The sequence below is a fragment of the Burkholderia sp. AW49-1 genome (assembly GCF_053427845.1).
In genome coordinates this window covers 935,196-953,010 of record NZ_JBSAXF010000001.1, presented here as the reverse complement: position 1 = coordinate 953,010, position 17,815 = coordinate 935,196, and the positions used below count along the sequence as shown (strand labels likewise).

The following is a 17,815-nucleotide window of genomic DNA, read 5'->3' as shown; positions in this document are numbered from 1 at the left end:
ACCATACGCGACGGACACCGGGCGGGCAATCGGACTGCGGGAGAAAAGCGACGAAACGCGGGGAATCGGGGTGTTTCGCGACAATTGGTCGCAATGGGGGCGCGTGTCGACGTCGCTTGTCGGGGTTTGTCTCAAAATCACATACACTTCACGGCAAACGAACTTCACCAGGATCTGACCATGGGAGCGGGCCCGTCCACGGATCGCTAAGCCGCAACGACCTTCTTGACCCGGTTGTTGCGGCGATCTCCTCTCGTCACTGAGTCTGCAGGCTGATTGCCGCCGGAATGTCCTTTCTGAGCGGATGCCTCGTCATGCCTGATCAATCCAAGCCCGCATGGGCCTTCTCATTGCCGTCGGCATTGTTGCTGATGGTCCCTTTCGATCTCCTCGCGTCGCTGGCAATGGACGTCTATCTGCCGGTGATTCCCGACATGCCGGCAGCGCTGCATGCGTCGCCCGCGACGGTTCAGTTGACGCTGAGCGTCTACATGGTCGTCCTCGGGCTCGGGCAGGTGGTGTTCGGGCCGTTGTCCGATCGTTTCGGCAGGCGGCCGGTGGTGCTGGGCGGCGCGCTGCTTTTTTCGGCAGCGTCCCTGGCGCTCGCGATCGCAAGCAGCGGGGACGTATTCGTCGCGCTGCGCGCGCTGCAGGCAGCCGGTGCGTCCGCGGCCCTCGTGGCGACCTTCGCGACGGTGCGCGACGTCTATGCCGATCGCCCCGAGGGCGCCACGATATACAGCCAGTTCGGCGCAATCCTGGCATTCGTGCCCGCGCTTGGGCCGATGCTCGGTGCGGGTATCGCGCAAGGCTTCGGATGGCGTGCGATCTTCGTGACGCTCGGCGTGGCCGGTTGCATGGCGGCCGGCCGCGCGTGGTCGCGATGGCACGAAACGCGAACGCGGACGCAGCATGGGTCGTTGCGGTCCGTCGTGTCGATCCTGTGCAATCCGTCCTTCGTCGTCCATGCATTCGGCTTCGGTACCGCGATGGGCGCGTTTTTCGTGTTCTTCTCGATCGCGCCGCGCGTGCTGATCGACCGTGCCGGCTTGACCCGCCCGGAATTCAGCGCGGCTTTCGCGTCGGTTGCGCTCGTCATGATCGTTGTCGCCCGCTTCGCGCGGCGGTTCGTGTTGAACTGGGGCGTGCGGGGCTGCTTCGTCCGGGGCGCCGTCGTCATGATGGCAGGCGCAATCGCGCTGGCGGCGGGCACGTTCCTGATGCCGCCGTCGTTCGTCGCGTTCGTGACGCCGATGTGGATCGTCGCGGTCGGTATCGTCCTGATGTCGTCGGTGACCGCGAACGGCGCGCTTCGGGATTTCGACGATGTCGCCGGCACGGCAGTCGCGCTGTATTACTGCGTCCAGAGCTTGATCGCCGGCGGCGCCGGTACGTTATCGATCCTGGTGCTGCCGGGAGATACGCCGTGGCCGTTGGTGGCCTTCTGCCTGGTCATGTCGGCGGCGTGCTGCGTGGCAATCGCCGTGTTGAAGCGACGCAGCGGCTGAGCCGGCCGGGCGGCTCGACGGCAGCCGACGATGCGATGGCACGGCACGTGCGTCGGCTGTCCGGCTGCCCGTCGCCGCCTCACACCGCCTGCCGCGCCCCGAACGCCTGCCTGATCCGCGCGAACAACCCACGCTGCGCGATCCACTCCGCATAAGCACGATAGTCAGGATCCCGCATCAAATGACGCTCCTCCGTCTTCGCCCGCGTGTAGTAAATCAGATTGACCGCGACGAGCCCCGCGCAGTGCATGAGTGCGACCTTCCACCCGAGCGGTTCGACGAACGGCACAGACACCATCCAGTACGACAGATTCTTCGTGATGTACGCCGGATGCTTCGTGAAACGATACGGGCCCGACGTGATGATCCCGCGGTTCGTGAGGTTCGAGAAACGCAGCCCGAACGAGATCGTCGACAGCGCGTAGGTCATCAGCAGCAGGATGATCGCCGCACCCCAGATCACGCGCAGCGTCGGCGCGGACAGCAGCCAGTTGTCCCAGAACAGCGAGCCTTCGTAGCGGATGTAGTTGTTCGAGATCAGCGACCAGAACGGCTGGTAGCACATCAGCGCGGCGACCCAGCCGAGCGTGGTCGGCTCGACGGTGCGCACGTGGCTGTCGAGGATGCGGAACGTGCACAGATAGCCGACGGTACCGAACATCAGGTCCATCGTGAACGACAGGTCGTACAGGAATACGAACGTCGCGAGCGTCATCGGCGCGTGCACCGCGTTCGCAAGCGATGCACTCAGGTGATCGGCATCCTTCGACAGGTAGACGGTCATCAGCGGCAGGAAGAACGCCTTCACGCCCCAGCCGGCGAGCATCTCGCGCACGGGCTGCCAGCTCGCGGGCTTCTCGCGGCGAAACAGGTAGCGGCCCCACAGCAGGTATGCGTCGTCGGTTTCGCGCTGGTGGCGATCCATCCACGCGAAGTAGAACGGCGCGGCGACGATCACGTACGGCGCGAGCGAGCGCAGCAGCGACCAGAACGGCAGGTAGAACGCGCCGTGATATTCGGGCAGCAGCCAGTAGATCATGCCGATGCCGGCGTAGATCGACGTCAGCGCGCCGAGCCGCGTCGCGACGCGAGCGAGCCCGAGCGGGCGCACGGCCTGCCGCGACAGTCCCGCGCTCGGGCGCAGGTAGACGCGCGAGATGAAGATTTCGTGCAGCGCGATCGTGCCGATGATCGCGAGGCTCGCGATGACCGCGCGCGCGGCCGCGTCGAAGTTCGGCTGGTCGCGCGTGATCCACAGCGCGAAGAGGCCGGCCGCGATGCCGAGCAGGCCCGCGCGGAATGGCGTGGCGGAACGGGGCGGGCGGTCCTGGACCGCGGCGATGCCGTCGAGCGTGGAATTCATGATCGGATCCTCGTCGGGATGAGGGCCGGCGCCCCCGCCTGGCGGGTAGCGCCGGCCGTCGGCCGGGCTTTGGATTGGTATGTGCCCGGCCACTGGCCTGTGGTTCTGATAGGTGAAGCGTTACTTCTTCGGAACGGCGCCGAGCAGACCGCCGAGCAGGTTCGTCACCGGTGCCAGCAGGTTGGTCGCGCCAGCCGTGGTGGTGCCGTTCGAACTGCCGGTGAGGCCGGCCGTGACGGTGCCGCTGCCGGACGGCGTCGTCACCGTGCCGGCCGCGCCGCCCGGGCTGGCCGTGCCGAGCGCACCGAGCGCGCCGGCCGGCGAGGTCAGCGAGCCCGTCAGCGTGCCGACCGGGCCGCTCGTCAGCGCACCGCCGAGGTTGCCGGTCAGGTTGCCGCCCGGTGTCGTGACCGTGCCGGTGAGGCTTGCGTCAAGCGGCGTCAGCGAGTTGACGAGGCCGGTGACCGGTGCAAGCAGACCGCCGATGCCCGAGCCGCTGGTACCGCTCGTGCCGCTGGTGCCGCTGGTGCCGCCCGTACCGCTCGAACCGAGACCGCCGAGCGCGCCCGTCACCGTGCCGAGGAGGGCCGTGATCGGCGCGAGCGGGCCGCCGCTGGTGCCGCTGGTGCCGCTCGTCCCGCTGGTACCGCTGGTACCGCCGGAGCCGCTCGAGCTGCTGCCGCCGCCGAGCCCGCCCGTCAGCGTACCGAGCAGACCGGTGATCGGCGCGAGCGGGTTGGTGCCGCTGCTGGAGCTGCCGCCGGACAGCAGGCCGCCAGCCGACGACACAGTGTTGCCGAGCTGCGACACGCTGCTGCCGGCGCTCGTGCCGACCGGGTTGCCGGTCGCGTTGCCGACCTGCGTACCGGCGAGCCCGAGGCCGCTGCCGAGCGTGTTCAGCAGGCCGCTGAGCGGGGCGCCGAGCATGGTTGCGCCGCCGAGCATCTGCGTGGCGCCAGGCGTCGTGACGCCGCCGGTCAGCGTGTTCGTGATCGGGTTGATCACGCTGCCGAGCTGCGTCTCGAGTTGCTGGACCGGCGCGCTGTTGAGCGCGGTGTTCAGCGCCGATGCGGTCGAGTTGACTGCGGTGCCGACCGTGTTGACCAGACTACCGACCAGGGTCGTCGCCGGCGCGAGCGGCGACAGCGGACCGGCGCCGAGGCTCGTCACCGCATTGCCGAGGTTGTTGACCGCGCTGCCGGCGCCGGTCAGCAGGCCGGTGGTCGACGTGAGCGTCGGGCCGAGCGGGTTCGGCGACACGCCGATCGAGCCGAGGCCGGCCGCGACGCCGTTGCCGAGCGACTGCACGCCGTTGCCGAGGCTGGTGACCGCGTTGCCGATGCTGGTGGCCGTCGTCGGGTTCGTGCCCGGAACTTGCACGCCGCCGATCTGCGAGCCGCCGTTCGCGACCGTCGTGCCGAGTGCCGTAACGAGCGTGCCGGTTTGCTGGAGGACGTTGCCGAGCGGGGTGACGTTGGTGCCGGATGTGCCGGAGGTGCCGGAGGTACCCGAGGTACCCGAGGTACCCGAGGTACCGGAAGTGCCCGACGTGCCGGAGGTACCCGAGGTACCGGAAGTGCCTGACGTGCCCGACGTGCCGGAGGTACCCGAGGTACCGGAAGTGCCTGACGTGCCCGACGTGCCGGAGGTACCCGAGGTACCGGAAGTGCCCGACGTACCGGAAGTGCCCGAGGTACCGGAAGTGCCCGACGTGCCGGAGGTACCCGAGGTACCGGAAGTGCCCGACGTACCGGAAGTGCCCGAGGTACCGGAAGTGCCCGAGGTACCGGAAGTGCCCGACGTACCGGAAGTGCCCGACGTGCCGGAGGTACCCGAGGTACCGGAAGTGCCCGACGTACCGGAAGTGCCCGAGGTACCGGAAGTGCCCGACGTACCGGAAGTACCCGAGGTACCGGAAGTACCCGACGTGCCAGAGGTGCCCGACGTACCGGAGGTGCCCGAGGTACCGGAAGTACCCGACGTGCCGGAAGTGCCCGACGAACCGGAAGTGCCCGACGAACCGCCGCCCGACGTCCCTGAAGTCCCCGAAGTGCCGGACGTACCCGACGAGTTCGGCTTGATCGACGGCGTGACCGGTCCGTCGACCGAGCCGCAGCCGTACAGTGAGAGCAGCGACAGGACGGCCAGCGATACCGCCGACTTCTTTAAGTAATGGTGCATGGAGGCCTCGACATTGGAAGTTGTGTCCGGGCCATTACTGCAAATTCCGCGCCATGACACCTTTCGCGAAACGCGTCAGCGCTTTGTTGCGGGAATCGGGAATATCGGCGCGATTTAAACGGACGAATGGCGGTTTCGCGAGACGGAGGCGCCGGACGTGCCGGCGCCCTCGCCGTGATGTTCCCGTAAGGAACCGTAACGCCGCGCCGGATGTTACGTAGCGTTCGACCCGACGTTGCGCGTGTGACGCGGCTGGCCACGACCCGAGGACACGGTCTTTGACGAAACGCCCGCGTGCCTCGAACATGAAGCGGACCCACCCGGCCGCGGGCAACGCCGAAGCGGCCACGACTTCAGACAGGACACGACATGAGCGAACAGGACAGGGAACAGGGGAAGGCGCGCCGCACCGAGGTGATGGGCGAGGCGTTCGTCGAGCGTGCGATGCGCGACCTCGACGGTTTTTCGCGTCCGTTGCAGAACTGGCTGAACGAGCACGCGTGGGGCAGCACGTGGCAGCGCGGCGGGATCGACCTGAAGACGCGCAGCCTTTGTACCTGCGCGATGCTGGCCGCGCTCGGCCGCGGCTCGGAACTGAAGGGCCACGTGCGTGGCGCCCTCAACAACGGCGCGAGCCTCGTCGAGATCCGCGAGGTGCTGCTGCACAGCGCGCTGTACGCGGGCGCGCCGGCAGCGGTCGAGGCGTTCCGCAGCGCGCGAGAGGTCATGACGGAGCTCGGGCTGTCGCTGCCCGACGACGAAGCCTGACCGGCACGCGACGCATCGCGGCCGGCAGGCCCGCGGCGGATCAATGCGCGACGTGCGCGCCTTGCGTTGGCGCCTCGACCGGCGCGGCGGCGACTTCGAGCAGCCAGTCCGCCGTCGCGTCCGGAATCGTGACCGGCAGCATATGGCCGCCTTCGACGACTTTCAGCCGCACGCGCGCCGACTTCTGCGCGAGCGCCTCGCCGTGCGTACGCCAGTTCAGGATCGGATCGGCGCGACCGTACAGCACGTCGACCGGCAACGCGAGGTCCGCGTAGCGACGCTCCATCGCGGGGAGGTCGACGGGCGCCGACAGCAGGTCCGTCGCCGTTGCGTAGAACACGTGCGGCCGCATCCCGAGCAGCCCACCGCCCTTCACCGGGAAGTCGCGCGGCACGGCTTCCGGCGCGAACACCTGGCTCACGGCCTTGCGGCCGGTCAGGATCGTCAGCGGGATCGCGAAGGTCCACGACACGAAGCGGCGCACCAGCGGCGACGGCAGCATCAGCGGCTTGAACGGCGCCGGCGGCTCGGTCTGCTCGTGCGACAGCGGCGCGATCAGCGCAAGCCGGCTCACGCGCTCCGGGTGGTTGAGACCGACCGCGAGCGCGATCGCGCCGCCGAGCGAGTGGCCGACGAGTACGGGCCGATCGAGCTTCAGCGCATCGATGAACGCGGCGATCGTGCGGGCCTGCGCGAACACGTTCGCCTGCGAACCGGCGCCGCGCAGCGAGCGGCCGGCGCCGGGCCGGTCGACGAGAATCACGCGATGGTGCTGCGCGAGCCGCGTGAGCGGCAGGTACGCGAAGTTGCGCCATTGCCCGGCGAGGCCGTGCACGAACACGAGCGGCGGGCCGCTGCCGTATTCGACGTAATGGATGTGGTCGCCGCCGATGTCGACGAAGCGGCCCTCCGGCGGAAACGCGCGCGTCACGCGGCGCGCGACGTAGCCGGAGAACAGCGCAAGCGCGGCGAGCACCGCGACGACGCCGATCAGCACGTTCTGGATCAGGTGGAGCGTATGGCTCATGTCGGCCTCAACGGGTTTCGAGTATGGGGTCGGCGACCGGCGCGGCGGCCGGGCCGGCTTTCGCGCGGCGTTCGAACTGCATCGCCGAATCGGCGAGCCCGCTGAACTTCAGCGACGCGAGATCGAGCACGTAGTTCTGATGGAATTTCCAGGGCTTGCGATGCCCCTGCTTCGGCAGGATGCCGGCCGCGCGCTGGATGTAGCCCGAGCTCAGGTTCACCGCCGGCACGTCGCCGAGATCACCCGCGCCGAGCCGCGGCACGCAGGTGTCGTAGCCGTTCGCGCGCATGTGGTTGAGCAGCCGGCACACGTAGTGTGCGATCAGCTCGGCCTTCAGCGTCCACGATGCGTTCGTGTAACCGAACGACGACGCGAGGTTCGGCACGTCGCTGTACATCATTCCCTTGTAAGACACGGTCTGCGGCAGATCGACCGCGCGGCCGTCGACCGTGACGCGCGCGCCGCCGAGCATCTTCACCTTCAGTCCCGTCGCGGTGACGATCACGTCCGCGTCGAGCTGCTGGCCGCTCTTCAGTTTCAGGCCGGTCGGCGTGAAGCGCTCGATCTCGTCGGTGACGATCGCGGCTCGGCCCGCGCGGATCGACTTGAACAGGTCGCCGTTCGGCACGAGACACACGCGCTGGTCCCACGGCATGTAGCGCGGCGTCAGATGCTTCGCGACGTCGAAGTCGGGGCCGAGCTGCTTGCCGGCCGCGCGGATGATGAATCGTTTCGTCTGCTCGGGCTTGCGGCGCGACACGTTGTACAGGTACATCGTCAGCAGTACGTTCTTCATGCGAACGATCCGGTGCGCGAGGCTCGACGGCAGCACGCGGCGCAACGCGTTCGCGATCTTGTCGCGTGCGGGCAGCGACACGATGTAGGTCGGCGAGCGCTGCAGCATCGTCACGTGTTTCGCATCGGCCGCCATCGACGGCACCAGCGTGACGGCCGTCGCGCCGCTGCCGATCACGACGACGCGCCGGTTCGCGTACGACAGGTCATTCGGCCATTGCTGCGGATGAACGATTCGGCCTTCGAACGATTCCATGCCGGCCCAGTCGGGCAGGTATCCGCCGTCGTAGTCGTAATAGCCGCTGCACATGTAGAGGAAGCGGCACGTGTAGACCAGCGTGTCGACCGCGCCGTCCCGCGTGCGCTCGATGTGCACCGTCCAGCGCGCGCGGTTCGAATCCCAGTCTGCCGCGACCACTTTCTGGCCGTAGCGGATTGTCTGGTCGATGTCGTACGCGCGCGCGGTGTCGCGGATGTAGTCCAGGATCGTCTGGCCGTCCGAGATCGCCTTGTCGCTGTGCCACGGGCGGAAGCTGTAGCCGAGCGTGAACATGTCGGAATCCGAACGGACGCCGGGATAGCGGAACAGGTCCCAGGTGCCGCCGATCGCGTTGCGCGCCTCGACGATCGCCACGCTCGCATGCGGGCAGCGCTGCTTCAGGTGATAGGCGGCGCCGATGCCGGACAGGCCGGCGCCGACGATCAGCACGTCGAGGTCGCGGCTGTCGCCGCGGGCGGACGGCACGTCGCGCCGGTCGGTCGTCGTCGAGGTCATGCGGGATCCTTGGTCGGGGTGGTCGGGAGCGCGGCCGGCGCATGGATGCGTTCGAGATTGCGTGCGCGGGCGCGACGCACGTGGCGCAGCACGAGCCGCTGGTAGCCGGCGCCGAGCAGGCGCGCGAGCTTGTCGAGGCGGCGGGCATCGGCGCCGACCAGCACGCGGCGCGCGTTGCGCTCGACGCCGGCGAGGATCTGCCGCGCGGCATCGTCGGCCGTCGTCGCGTTGATCAGGCGGTTCGCCTGACGGCGGTGGGTCGCTTCGTCCTGGCCCGTGAGCGCGTGGATGCTGGCGTCGACGCGGCTCGCGTCGACGATGTTGGTCGCGACGCCGCCCGGATGCACGCAGGTCGCGCTGACGGGCGCGCCGTCGAGTTCGAGCTCCATCCGCAGCGACTCGGTGAAGCCGCGCACGGCGAATTTGGTCGCGTTGTACGCGCTCTGCGTCGGCATCGCGACGAGCCCGAACAGGCTCGACGTGTTGATCACGTGCCCGTCGCCCGACGCGCGCAGATGCGGCAGGAACGCCTGCGTGCCGTGTACGACACCCCAGAAGTTGATGCCGACGATCCATTCGAGATCGGCGATGCGCGCGGTCTCGGCGCTCGCGGCCAGCGACACGCCCGCGTTGTTGAAGACCAGGTTGACCTTGCCGTGTTCGGCCCGCACGAAATCGGCCCACGCGAACACCGCATCGCGGTCGGCGACGTCGAGCCGCCGCGTGCTCGTGCGCCCGCCGTGCTTCGCGCACGCGGCCGCCGTGCCGGCGAGCCCGACTTCGTCGACGTCGGCGAGCGCAACCTCGCAGCCGCGCCGCGCGAGCTCGACCGCGAGGCTGCGGCCCATGCCCGAGCCGGCGCCCGTGATCGCGGCGACCTTGCCGGAAAAACCCTTCATTCGTCGTTCCTCCCGTTCCGCTTGCGCTGCGTCGGCGGCGCGCCTATTGTGGTGTTATTCGTCACCACTTTAGTTTTCGGGTGTCCTGATGTCAAATAGCGAAATGGAGAAAGCACTCGAAACGGAAAAACGGGGCCGGGCGTACGGCGGCGTGGCGCCCGAGGTGCGGGCCGCCGAGCGGCGCGATGCGCTGATCCGCGCGGCGACGCGCGTGTTCGGCACGGTCGGCTTCCGCAAGGCGACCGTGCGGTCGATCTGCCAGGAAGCGAAGCTCAACGACCGCTATTTCTATGCGGCGTTCGACAGTACCGAGGATCTGCTGCGCTGCACCTACCTGCATCACGCGCAGCAGTTGCACGACGCGGTTGCGCGGGCTGTGGCGGAGCGCGGCGGCGATCTGCGCGAGCGCATCGACGCGGGGCTCGCCGCGTTCTTCGGATTCCTGCGCGATCCGTGCGCGGCGCGCGTGCTGCTGCTCGAGGTGATGGGCGTGAGCGCGGATACCGACATGACGTACCAGCGGATACTGATCGACTTCGGCAAGCTGATCATGGCGATCGGCACGGCGCGCGAGGCGGTGACGCCAGCCGAGCGCACCGAGCAGCGGCTCGTCGGGCTCGCGCTGGTCGGCGCGATGACGAACGTCGGCGCGGCGTGGCTGCTCACCGGGTATCGCGACCCGGAGGCGCAGATGGTCGCGAGTTGCAGGAAGGTGCTGCTGGGGACGTTGCGGGAAGCGGGCTAGGAAGCGGCGACGAGCCGATTTGCGCGATTCGCATCCGGTTGCGTCGCGGAGCCATTCGGCGCTTCACCCCCTTGAGCGTTTCGGTCGTGCCGGCGTCACTGACCGTGCGTCCGCGATCCTCGTCTTCATCGCATCGATGAACGCACGCACCTTCGGCGAGGGCAGCCGCGTCGACGGATACACCGCGTGAATCCCGGCCCGCGCCGAGCGCCATGCGGGCAGCAGCCGGACGAGCCGGCCGGCCGCGACGTCCTCCGCGATCGAGAAATCCGTCAGGAGCCCGAAGCCGCCGCCCGCGAGCGCGATCGCACGGCAGGCCGTCGCCGTGTTCGACACGACCGGTGCGACGCAGCGCACCGACACATGGCCGTCGCTCGCATCGTGAAGGTCGAGCGTATGCGGGCGCGACAGCGTCGACAGCATCACGAACGGCAGTGCGGCGAGCGCGTCCGGGGCGCGCGGCAGCCCGTGCCGCGCGACGAACGCCGGGCTCGCGACCAGCCATTTCTCGTATTCGCCGAGCTGTACCGCGCGATAGTTCGAATCCGCGAGGCGGCCGATGCGGATCGCGACGTCGAGATTGTCCGCGACGAGATCGACGACACGATCGTTCGCGATCAGTTCGACGTCGAGCCCCGGATGCGCGTCGCGCAGCGCGACGACGGCCGGCGCGACGACGAGCGCGCCGTAGTCGATCGGCACGCTCACGCGCAGCGTGCCGCGCAGCGGCCCCGCGTCGGACGACACCGCGTCGAGCGCGCTTTCGGTCGCGCGCACGATGTTGCGGCATGCGTCGTAGAACGCGCGCCCCGCCTCAGTCACGCTCAGCCGCCGCGTGGTGCGCACCAGCAGGTTCGCGCCGACCTCGGATTCGAGCCGCTGCATGTGCGTGCTGACGACCGTCTTCGCGAGGCCGAGCCGCTCGGCCGCAGCCGTCAGCGAGCCGGCATCGACCACCGCGACGAAGATCGCCAGCCGGTTCAGGTTCACGTCGCGCAGATCGGCCATCGTCGATTGTCCTATGGAAACGGATAATGTTTCAGCGATTATCCGTCTTCTGGACGCGAACGGCGAGCGTTACGCTGGGGTCGTTCGTCGCCGATTCCCGGCGGCGCGAGATCCAGGAGCCTCTCCATGCCAGCCGCCAGCAAGCCCGCCCGTCCGGTTCGTGTCTATTCGTTCCCGCTGTCGGGGCATGCGCATCGCGTGCGGCTGTTCCTGTCGCTGCTGGGGCTGCCGTTCGACACAGTCGACGTCGATCTCGCGGCCGGCGCGCAGCGCGAACCCGCATTCCTCGCGCTCAATCCGCTCGGCCAGGTTCCGGTGATCGACGACGACGGCACCGTGCTCGCCGATTCGAACGCGATCCTCGTCTATCTCGCGAAGCGCTACGGCGATGCGCACTGGCTGCCCGACGATGCCGCCGGCGCGGCGACCGTGCAGCGCTGGCTGTCGTACGCGGCCGGGCCGATCGCATCGGGGCCGGCGGCTGCGCGGCTCGTCACCGTGTTCAGCGCGCCGCTCGATCACGACGCGGCCAAGCGCACGGCCGCGAAGGTGCTGGCCGTGATCGACCGGGAACTCTCCGGCAAGCCGTTCGCCGCCGGGGCGCAGCCGACGATCGCCGACGTCGCCGCGTACACGTACATCGCGCACGCGCCGGAAGGCGGCGTGTCGCTCGAACCGTATCCGCACGTGCGCGCGTGGCTCGCGCGCGTCGAGGCGCTGCCGGGCTTCGTCGCGATGCCGCCGACGCGCGCCGGCCTGCTTGCCGCCTGACGCGAAGCCACGCCTTGACCGGGAGAACGCGATGACCACGCCGACCGCTGCCGTACCGGGTTGGGAACTCGACGTTGCGCCGTTTCATGCGGGCGAGCTTGCCGTGCAGCAGCGCGCGGGCGTGACGGAGGCCGCGGGCACGGCCGGCCGGCGCGGGATTCGCCGCTTCATGCCGGATCAGCACCGGACGTTCTTTGCGCAGTTGCCGTTCTTCGTGCTGGGCGGCGTCGATGCGCACGGCCAGCCGTGGGCGACGCTGCGGGTCGGGACGCCCGGCTTCTTGACGACGCCGGACGCGCGCACGCTGCGCATCGACGGCGATGCGCTGCCCGGCGATCCGCTGGCCGGCGCGTGGCAGCCGGGTGCGCCGCTCGGCGGGCTCGGGATCGAGTTCGATACGCGCCGGCGCAATCGCGTGAACGGCGTCGTGCGCGCGATCGACGGCGGTGCGCTGACGATCGCGGTCGAGCAGAGCTTCGGCAACTGCGCGAAATACATCCAGGGCCGCAAACCCGCGTTCGTCGCGCGTGAAACCGTGGCGTCCATTGCGTCCGATGTGTCGGACCGGCTAAGCGACGCGGATCGCGCGCTGCTCGCGCAGGCCGATACGTTCTTCGTCGCGAGTGCGAACACGTCGGACGATGCGGGTGCCGCGCGGGGCGCGGACGTGTCGCATCGCGGCGGCATGCCGGGCTTCGTGCGCGTCGACGACGCGCATACGCTGACGACGCCGGATTTCAGCGGCAACCGCTTCTTCAATACCCTCGGCAATCTGCAGCACGATCCGCGCGCGGGGCTGCTGTTCGTCGATTTCGGCAGCGGCGATCTGCTGTATGTCGCCGCGCGGGCGGAGATCGTGTGGGACGGGCCGCTCGTCGCGTCGTTCGAAGGCGCGCAGCGGGTCGTGCGGTTTCATGTGCGGGAAGTGCGGCGCATGCGTGCGGTGCTGCCGTTCAGGTGGTCGGCGGTCGAACGCGCGCCGCAGTTCGCGGCGATGGCGGCGGGCGCGGTTGCGGCGGGCGGGCCGGTGCCGTCCGCACTCGCATCGGCAACGGCACTCACGTCCGCGCCTTCATCGGCAATCGCATCTGCTCCCGCATGGCGCCCGCTGCGCATCGCGAAGATCGTCGACGAAGCGCGCGCGATCCGCTCGTTTCATTTCGAAGCGGCCGATGGCGACGCGTTGCCGACGTACGAAGCCGGGCAGCACCTGACGCTGCGCGTCGCGCTGCCGGGCAGCGATGCGCCGACGATCCGCAGCTACACGCTGTCCGATGCACCGGGCGCGCCGCGTTACCGGATCACCGTGAAGCGCGAAGGACGCGTGTCGGCGTGGCTGCACGATCATGCTCAGGCAGGCATGACGCTCGACGCGCAGATGCCGCGCGGCCGCTTCACGTTCGACGTCGCGAGCCCGCGCCCGGCCGTGCTGGTATCGGCCGGCATCGGCATCACGCCGATGATCGCGATGCTGCGCCGCGCGCTCGCCGACGACAAGGCGTCGCGTCGCATCGTGTTCGTGCACGGCGCGCGCGATACGGCCGACCGGCCGTTTGCGGCGGAACTGACGCGCATCGCCGACGCGGACGCACGCGTGTCGCTGCACTGGTTCGACAGCCGGCCGCAGCGCGACGGCGCGGCGCGACCGGGCCGCATCGACATCGCGCAACTGAAGCGCATCCTGCCGTTCGACGACTACGACTTCTACCTGTGCGGGCCGTCCGCGTTCATGCGCGATTTGTACGACGGGTTGCGCGCGCTGAACGTGCCGGACGAGCGTATCCGCTTCGAGGCGTTCGGGCCGTCGAGCGTCGTGCGTAACGCGACCCGTGTGGCCGGGACTCGGGCGCCGAGCGTGGCAGTCGTATTCCGGCATACGGGCCGCGAAGCTGCATGGACACCCGCCGACGGCACGTTGCTCGAATTCGCCGAAGGCCAGGGCGTGGCGGTGCCGTCCGAATGCCGTTCCGGGTCGTGTGGCACGTGCGCGACGCGCGTGCTCTCGGGTGCGGTCGATTACGTGCAGTCGCACGATGCGCCGGTCGAACCGGGCTGCGTGCTGCTGTGCGTCGCGCAGCCTGCGGAAGGGGCCGTGACGCCGCTCGTGCTCGAGCGCTGAACGCACCATGCGACATGCCGCCGCAGATGGCCTGCTGCGCGAAAAGCGCGCGCAACTGCTGCTTTTTTCGGATGCAGGTTGGATCGACGATAGCGCCAACCGATTCGACGAAAGGAGCACAACCATGAAACTGCTGGGCATGATCAAGCTGGTCCTGTGGAGTTTCTTCGGTGTACGCAACAGCAAGGCGCACGCCGCCGATCTCGCGAACATCAACTACACGTTGCTGCCGTTCGTGGCGATCGTGCTCGCGGTGCTGGTTGGTGCGGTCATCTACGGCGTGGTGCACCTGGTCGTCGATCCGACCGCGACGATGCAGGGGTTCTGACCGACCGCCGAATCGCGAGCGGGCGAACGTTCCCGCTCCGGTTTCCGGCCGCGTGACCGGCACTTGACCGTGCCGGCCATCGAGGTGGCCGTGCCCGACGCCAGTCACGCGCACATCTGCGCCGTCGCCGTATCGGATGGACTCGCGCGGTTTCCGTTCCCGCCTTCCACGCCCCCGAGCTACACGATTCCCGGGCCGCCAGCCCCGCCCGGGGTAAAATGCGCGCCGCGCCGCCATGTCGTGCGCGACGGGCATGCCGCCGTTCCAGCGAACGGCGCGCGCAAGTACGTCGCGCCCGTAACGGGGCGTTCGAAGCGTCCCCCCGCATGGCAAGCCGCGCGCGATGCAGCCGGCCGCCCGACACGCCCCCGACGAACCGGTCGACGGCTGCGTCGGTACCCGGCGTGTCACCGTCATCCGATGTCCCATCCAGCGCTTTCCCGATCGATCGGCACGCATGTGCCCGATCGTCCGATTCGTCTGATGAATGTCGTATCGACGTTCGTGCGCGGCCGCTGCGGGGCCGTCGCGGGTTCTTGCGCGAGGTCGCGCTTCGCGGCTGCATGACGCGTTTCGAGTGTTTCGACAGGGTCGAGTGGCGAGTTTTCCATCCAGAACAATGACGGTGAATAGAACAACAGCGGCGCCCGCACAGTGGCGGCGCGCGAAGGTCGGGCTTGGCGTCGGTCTCGGCATCACGCTTTTCGCGGCGCAGGCCGCCGCGGCACAGGGCGACGCGCCGGCATCCGACGCCGATGCGACCGGGGCCGCGACATTGCCGACGATCACGGTGAGCGGCGAGCGCGGCGGCTCGTTTCGCGTGCGCGAGGCGTCGGTCGCGGGGCTCGACGATGCGCCGCTGCGCGACACGCCTGCCTCCGTCAACGTCGTCACGCGGGCGCTGATCGACGACCAGCAGGCGAAGCGGCTGAGCGACGTGGTGCGCAACGATGCGTCGGTCGTCAACGACTATGCGCCGGTCGGCTATTTCGAAGGCTTCGCGATCCGCGGCTTTCCGGTCGATCTCGCGAGCGCGATCCGGATCGACGGGCTGACGGTGTCCGGTGAGCAGAACGTGCCGCTCGAGAACAAGGAGCGTGTCGAGATCCTGAAGGGACTGGCCGGCATCGACAGCGGCGTGGTCGCGCCGGGCGGCGTGATCAACTTCGTGACGAAGCGCTCGGCGAACGTCGCGAGCGTGACGACCGGCGTCGACAGCCGCGGCTCGACGTCGGCGGCCGTCGATCTCGGCCGCCGCTTCGGCCCCGACAATCAGTTCGGCTTCCGGATCAATGCCGCGAAGGAGAACATGCATTCGTACATCGACGGCACCAACGGGCGACGCACGTTCGGCTCGATCGCCGCCGACTGGGACATCAGCCCGCGCGCGAGCCTGCAGCTGAACGCGGAATTCCAGCAGTGGATCCAGCGCTCCGCGCCCGGCTACCAGCTGCTCGGCGGCACCGTCGTGCCGTCCGTCGACACGACGTCGAAGGCGCTCGGCACGCAGCCGTGGGCGAAGCCGGTGACGACCGACGCGCTGAACCTGAACGCGCGCTTCGACTACCAGTTCAACGACGACTGGAAGGCCTACATCGCCGCCGGCCGCAGCCGCACGATGATCGACGACAACAGCGCGTTCGCGTACGGCTGTTCGTATGCGCCGAGCTGCACGGCCGGCGCGACGTCGCCGTTCTTCTTCGGCGCGAACGGCGACTACGACGTGTACGATTTCCGCAGCCCCGGCGAATACCGCCGCAACGACGACCTGCGCGCGGTGACGACGGGCAGGTTCGCGACGGGCCCGCTGCGCCACGAGTTGACGCTCGGCGTGAGCGTGCAGCGCCGCGTCGTGCACATGGCGAACGCCGTGTACGACTACGTGGGCAGCGAGAACATCTACGGGCCCGACATCGCGTTCGCGCCGTCGCCGAACACGGCCGGGCCGTCGTATCCGCAGCTCGACTCGTGGCAGTACGGCGTGTTCGGGCTCGACCGCATCAGCATCGGCGAGCACTGGCAGGTGCTCGCGGGCGGCAAGGAAGTGCTGCTGCGCCAGCGCAGCTGGAACAGCCTCGACGGGGACGCGACGCATACCGACCGCTCGGTGTTCCTGCCGCAAGTCGCGCTCGTCTACAAGCCGGTGAACGTGCTGTCGCTCTACGCGTCGTACAGCAAGGCGCTGTCGCTCGGCGACCAGGCGCCGGTGCGCGCGACCAACGCGTATGCGTTCCTGCCGCCGGTCGAATCGCATCAGTTCGAACTCGGCGCGAAATACGACTGGCTCGACCGGCTGAGTCTCACGGCCGCCGTGTTCTCGATCAGCAAGCCGTTCCAGTTCGCCGATCCCGATGCGTCGGGCACGAGCTATACGTTCGTGCAGCGCGGCACGCAGCGCCACCAGGGGATCGAACTCGGCGCGGCCGGGCGCGTGACCGAGCGGCTCGGGCTGACGGCCAGCGTCGCGGCGATTCGCGCGCGCGCGTACGATTCGGGTTCGCCGGCCTACGAAGGGCATCAGATCATCAACGTGCCGGCGCTGCGCGCATCGCTGTATGCGGACTACGCGGTGCCGGGCGTCGCCGGTCTGAACGTGCTCGGCGGCGTCGAGTACAGCGCGGCACGCAACGCGAACGAGGAAGGCACCGCGCGCGTGCCGTCGTGGTTCGTGTTCAATCTCGGCGCGCGCTATACGACGAAGATCGCGGGCCATCGCACGGTGCTGCGCGTGTCGGTGGACAACCTGTTCAACAAGTTCTACTGGCGCGACGCGGGCGAGCAGCAGGGCGATGCGTACCTGTTCCCGGGCGCGCCGCGCACCGCCCGCGTATCGTTGACCTATGATTTCTGATCGTCCGGATCCGGCCGCGTGATGCGCGGCCCCGGCAGCCAACCAGGAGAGCACAGACGATGTCCCCACTCGAAATCGCCGGCGTGATCGTCAGCGCGCTCGCGATCTGGCTGACCGCGAAACGGCGCATGCTGTGCTGGCCGGTCGGGCTCGCGTCGGTCGCCCTGTACGGCTGGATCTTCTTCGACGCGAAGCTGTATTCCGACATGCTGCTGCAGGGCGCGTTCGCGGTGCTGCAGGTGTACGGCTGGCGCCGCTGGATCGCGCAGCGTACGCTCGAGGCGAGCAGCGGCGCGGCGCCGGCAGGCGATGTCGCGCCCGTCACCGGCGTGCGGCCGCGGCAGATGCTGCCCGACCTGATCGCGGCCGTCGTCGGCAGCGCGCTGCTCGGCGGGATGATGGCGCGCTGGACCGACGCGGCGCTGCCGTTCGTCGATGCGTCGCTGACCGCGTTCAGCCTCGTCGCGCAATACTGGACCGCGCGGCGCTACATCGCGTCGTGGGGGTTGTGGATCGTCGTGAACGTCGTATACGTCGGGATGTTCGTGTTCAAGGAACTGTATCTGACGGCCGGACTCTATGCGCTGTTCATCGCGCTCGCCGTCATCGGCTGGCGCGACTGGAGCCGGACGGCCGACGCGCAGCGCGCGACGGCCAGCCCGGCGGGCTGATTCACG

14 protein-coding genes are annotated in these 17,815 nt (G+C 69.0%); 8 read left to right on the top strand and 6 right to left on the bottom strand.

Annotated elements, in window-relative coordinates:
- The first annotated feature begins 314 nt into the window (after positions 1–314).
- Complete coding sequence (gene cml, locus ACV22W_RS04120) at positions 315–1,508, top strand: CmlA/FloR family chloramphenicol efflux MFS transporter (RefSeq protein ID WP_448017898.1); 1,194 nt, start codon at positions 315–317, stop codon at positions 1,506–1,508.
- Positions 1,509–1,587: 79 nt separating this feature from the next.
- Here the strand turns inward: cml and ACV22W_RS04115 are convergent, their stop codons facing one another.
- Together ACV22W_RS04115 and ACV22W_RS04110 are read right to left on the bottom strand one after the other, a co-directional pair.
- On the bottom strand, positions 1,588–2,871 hold the full coding sequence (locus tag ACV22W_RS04115; protein ID WP_448017896.1) for an isoprenylcysteine carboxylmethyltransferase family protein: 1,284 nt from the start codon (positions 2,869–2,871) through the stop codon (positions 1,588–1,590).
- A 120-nt stretch (positions 2,872–2,991) separates the two neighbouring features.
- Positions 2,992–5,052: a collagen-like triple helix repeat-containing protein gene (locus ACV22W_RS04110; RefSeq protein ID WP_448017894.1), complete on the bottom strand. Its 2,061-nt coding sequence runs from the start codon at positions 5,050–5,052 to the stop codon at positions 2,992–2,994.
- A gap of 369 nt (positions 5,053–5,421) precedes the next feature.
- On the opposite strand from ACV22W_RS04110, the gene ACV22W_RS04105 reads away from it, so the two are divergent.
- Complete coding sequence (locus ACV22W_RS04105; RefSeq protein ID WP_448017892.1) at positions 5,422–5,820, top strand: carboxymuconolactone decarboxylase family protein; 399 nt, start codon at positions 5,422–5,424, stop codon at positions 5,818–5,820.
- 40 nt (positions 5,821–5,860) lie between these two features.
- Here the strand turns inward: ACV22W_RS04105 and ACV22W_RS04100 are convergent, their stop codons facing one another.
- From ACV22W_RS04100 to ACV22W_RS04090, 3 genes are read right to left on the bottom strand one after another with little or no spacing between them, the layout of a single operon-like run.
- Positions 5,861–6,847 carry an alpha/beta fold hydrolase gene (locus tag ACV22W_RS04100; RefSeq protein WP_448017891.1) on the bottom strand — a complete coding sequence of 329 codons (987 nt, stop codon included), beginning with the start codon at positions 6,845–6,847 and terminating at the stop codon, positions 5,861–5,863.
- A gap of 7 nt (positions 6,848–6,854) precedes the next feature.
- Positions 6,855–8,417, bottom strand: coding sequence for a flavin-containing monooxygenase (locus ACV22W_RS04095; protein WP_448017890.1), 1,563 nt, complete (start codon positions 8,415–8,417; stop codon positions 6,855–6,857).
- Positions 8,414–9,316, bottom strand: coding sequence for an SDR family NAD(P)-dependent oxidoreductase (locus tag ACV22W_RS04090; RefSeq protein ID WP_448017888.1), 903 nt, complete (start codon positions 9,314–9,316; stop codon positions 8,414–8,416). Before ACV22W_RS04090 ends, ACV22W_RS04095 begins: the two co-directional genes overlap by 4 nt.
- A gap of 88 nt (positions 9,317–9,404) precedes the next feature.
- Between ACV22W_RS04090 and ACV22W_RS04085 the strand changes: the two genes are divergently transcribed.
- The gene (locus tag ACV22W_RS04085) at positions 9,405–10,061 is read left to right on the top strand and encodes a TetR/AcrR family transcriptional regulator (protein ID WP_059689453.1); all 657 of its coding nucleotides are present in this window, start codon (positions 9,405–9,407) and stop codon (positions 10,059–10,061) included.
- 63 nt (positions 10,062–10,124) lie between these two features.
- Here the strand turns inward: ACV22W_RS04085 and ACV22W_RS04080 are convergent, their stop codons facing one another.
- A complete protein-coding gene (locus tag ACV22W_RS04080; protein ID WP_448017886.1) occupies positions 10,125–11,069 on the bottom strand; it encodes a LysR family transcriptional regulator in 945 nt (314 codons plus the stop codon).
- Positions 11,070–11,195: 126 nt separating this feature from the next.
- On the opposite strand from ACV22W_RS04080, the gene ACV22W_RS04075 reads away from it, so the two are divergent.
- The 5 genes from ACV22W_RS04075 to pnuC all read left to right on the top strand — a co-directional run bounded on the left by ACV22W_RS04075 (position 11,196) and on the right by pnuC (position 17,809).
- Positions 11,196–11,840 carry a glutathione S-transferase family protein gene (locus ACV22W_RS04075; protein ID WP_448017885.1) on the top strand — a complete coding sequence of 215 codons (645 nt, stop codon included), beginning with the start codon at positions 11,196–11,198 and terminating at the stop codon, positions 11,838–11,840.
- 31 nt (positions 11,841–11,871) lie between these two features.
- Positions 11,872–13,959 carry a pyridoxamine 5'-phosphate oxidase family protein gene (locus ACV22W_RS04070; protein WP_448017884.1) on the top strand — a complete coding sequence of 696 codons (2,088 nt, stop codon included), beginning with the start codon at positions 11,872–11,874 and terminating at the stop codon, positions 13,957–13,959.
- A gap of 124 nt (positions 13,960–14,083) precedes the next feature.
- On the top strand, positions 14,084–14,287 hold the full coding sequence (locus ACV22W_RS04065; protein ID WP_448018122.1) for a DUF2970 domain-containing protein: 204 nt from the start codon (positions 14,084–14,086) through the stop codon (positions 14,285–14,287).
- Positions 14,288–14,906: 619 nt separating this feature from the next.
- The gene (locus ACV22W_RS04060) at positions 14,907–17,138 is read left to right on the top strand and encodes a TonB-dependent siderophore receptor (protein ID WP_448017883.1); all 2,232 of its coding nucleotides are present in this window, start codon (positions 14,907–14,909) and stop codon (positions 17,136–17,138) included.
- 59 nt (positions 17,139–17,197) lie between these two features.
- On the top strand, positions 17,198–17,809 hold the full coding sequence (gene pnuC / locus ACV22W_RS04055; protein ID WP_448017881.1) for a nicotinamide riboside transporter PnuC: 612 nt from the start codon (positions 17,198–17,200) through the stop codon (positions 17,807–17,809).
- Positions 17,810–17,815 lie beyond the last annotated feature (6 nt).

Bases quoted from the DNA above. Each gene is read 5' to 3' on its own strand.
- cml (WP_448017898.1), top strand. From the start codon at position 315: ATGCCTGATCAATCCAAGCCCGCATGGGCCTTCTCATTGCCGTCGGCA.
- ACV22W_RS04115 (WP_448017896.1), bottom strand. From the start codon at position 2,871: ATGAATTCCACGCTCGACGGCATCGCCGCGGTCCAGGACCGCCCGCCC.
- ACV22W_RS04110 (WP_448017894.1), bottom strand. From the start codon at position 5,052: ATGCACCATTACTTAAAGAAGTCGGCGGTATCGCTGGCCGTCCTGTCG.
- ACV22W_RS04105 (WP_448017892.1), top strand. From the start codon at position 5,422: ATGAGCGAACAGGACAGGGAACAGGGGAAGGCGCGCCGCACCGAGGTG.
- ACV22W_RS04100 (WP_448017891.1), bottom strand. From the start codon at position 6,847: ATGAGCCATACGCTCCACCTGATCCAGAACGTGCTGATCGGCGTCGTC.
- ACV22W_RS04095 (WP_448017890.1), bottom strand. From the start codon at position 8,417: ATGACCTCGACGACGACCGACCGGCGCGACGTGCCGTCCGCCCGCGGC.
- ACV22W_RS04090 (WP_448017888.1), bottom strand. From the start codon at position 9,316: ATGAAGGGTTTTTCCGGCAAGGTCGCCGCGATCACGGGCGCCGGCTCG.
- ACV22W_RS04085 (WP_059689453.1), top strand. From the start codon at position 9,405: ATGTCAAATAGCGAAATGGAGAAAGCACTCGAAACGGAAAAACGGGGC.
- ACV22W_RS04080 (WP_448017886.1), bottom strand. From the start codon at position 11,069: ATGGCCGATCTGCGCGACGTGAACCTGAACCGGCTGGCGATCTTCGTC.
- ACV22W_RS04075 (WP_448017885.1), top strand. From the start codon at position 11,196: ATGCCAGCCGCCAGCAAGCCCGCCCGTCCGGTTCGTGTCTATTCGTTC.
- ACV22W_RS04070 (WP_448017884.1), top strand. From the start codon at position 11,872: ATGACCACGCCGACCGCTGCCGTACCGGGTTGGGAACTCGACGTTGCG.
- ACV22W_RS04065 (WP_448018122.1), top strand. From the start codon at position 14,084: ATGAAACTGCTGGGCATGATCAAGCTGGTCCTGTGGAGTTTCTTCGGT.
- ACV22W_RS04060 (WP_448017883.1), top strand. From the start codon at position 14,907: ATGACGGTGAATAGAACAACAGCGGCGCCCGCACAGTGGCGGCGCGCG.
- pnuC (WP_448017881.1), top strand. From the start codon at position 17,198: ATGTCCCCACTCGAAATCGCCGGCGTGATCGTCAGCGCGCTCGCGATC.